Origin of the sequence: Streptomyces sp. NPDC005775, assembly GCF_042871565.1 — a bacterium.
Lineage (GTDB): Bacteria > Actinomycetota > Actinomycetes > Streptomycetales > Streptomycetaceae > Streptomyces.
Window position 1 is genome coordinate 1386 of the sequence record NZ_JBIAIU010000035.1, and the last position, 1197, is coordinate 2582.

Sequence of the window (1197 nt, forward strand, 5' to 3'; positions counted from 1 at the left end):
CGTGAGCTGGGGGTGGCCGCAGAGACCAGCGAGAAGCGACTGTTTACTAAAAACACAGGTCCGTGCGAAGCCGTAAGGCGATGTATACGGACTGACGCCTGCCCGGTGCTGGAACGTTAAGGGGACCGGTTAGCTGACTTTCGGGTCGGCGAAGCTGAGAACTTAAGCGCCAGTAAACGGCGGTGGTAACTATAACCATCCTAAGGTAGCGAAATTCCTTGTCGGGTAAGTTCCGACCTGCACGAATGGCGTAACGACTTCTCGACTGTCTCAACCATAGGCCCGGTGAAATTGCACTACGAGTAAAGATGCTCGTTTCGCGCAGCAGGACGGAAAGACCCCGGGACCTTTACTATAGTTTGATATTGGTGTTCGGTTCGGCTTGTGTAGGATAGGTGGGAGACTTTGAAGCGGCCACGCCAGTGGTTGTGGAGTCGTCGTTGAAATACCACTCTGGTCGTGCTGGATGTCTAACCTGGGTCCGTGATCCGGATCAGGGACAGTGTCTGATGGGTAGTTTAACTGGGGCGGTTGCCTCCTAAAGAGTAACGGAGGCGCCCAAAGGTTCCCTCAGCCTGGTTGGCAATCAGGTGTTGAGTGTAAGTGCACAAGGGAGCTTGACTGTGAGACCGACGGGTCGAGCAGGGACGAAAGTCGGGACTAGTGATCCGGCAGTGGCTTGTGGAAGCGCTGTCGCTCAACGGATAAAAGGTACCCCGGGGATAACAGGCTGATCTTCCCCAAGAGTCCATATCGACGGGATGGTTTGGCACCTCGATGTCGGCTCGTCGCATCCTGGGGCTGGAGTCGGTCCCAAGGGTTGGGCTGTTCGCCCATTAAAGCGGTACGCGAGCTGGGTTTAGAACGTCGTGAGACAGTTCGGTCCCTATCCGCTGTGCGCGTAGGAATATTGAGAAGGGCTGTCCCTAGTACGAGAGGACCGGGACGGACGAACCTCTGGTGTGCCAGTTGTCCTGCCAAGGGCATGGCTGGTTGGCTACGTTCGGAAAGGATAACCGCTGAAAGCATCTAAGCGGGAAGCCTGCTTCGAGATGAGTATTCCCACCAACTTGATTGGTTAAGGCTCCCAGTAGACGACTGGGTTGATAGGCCAGATGTGGAAGCCCGGTAACGGGTGGAGCTGACTGGTACTAATAGGCCGAGGGCTTGTCCTCAGTTGCTCGCGTCCACTGTGTT

The 1197-nt window shown here is 55.7% G+C and carries 1 rRNA gene (cut by a window edge); it reads left to right on the plus strand.

The window, feature by feature from the left end:
* Positions 1–1175: ribosomal RNA gene (locus ACFYPA_RS37055) — 23S ribosomal RNA — on the plus strand (its annotated part extends 1385 nt beyond the left edge of the window); the annotation flags it as partial.
* Positions 1176–1197 lie beyond the last annotated feature (22 nt).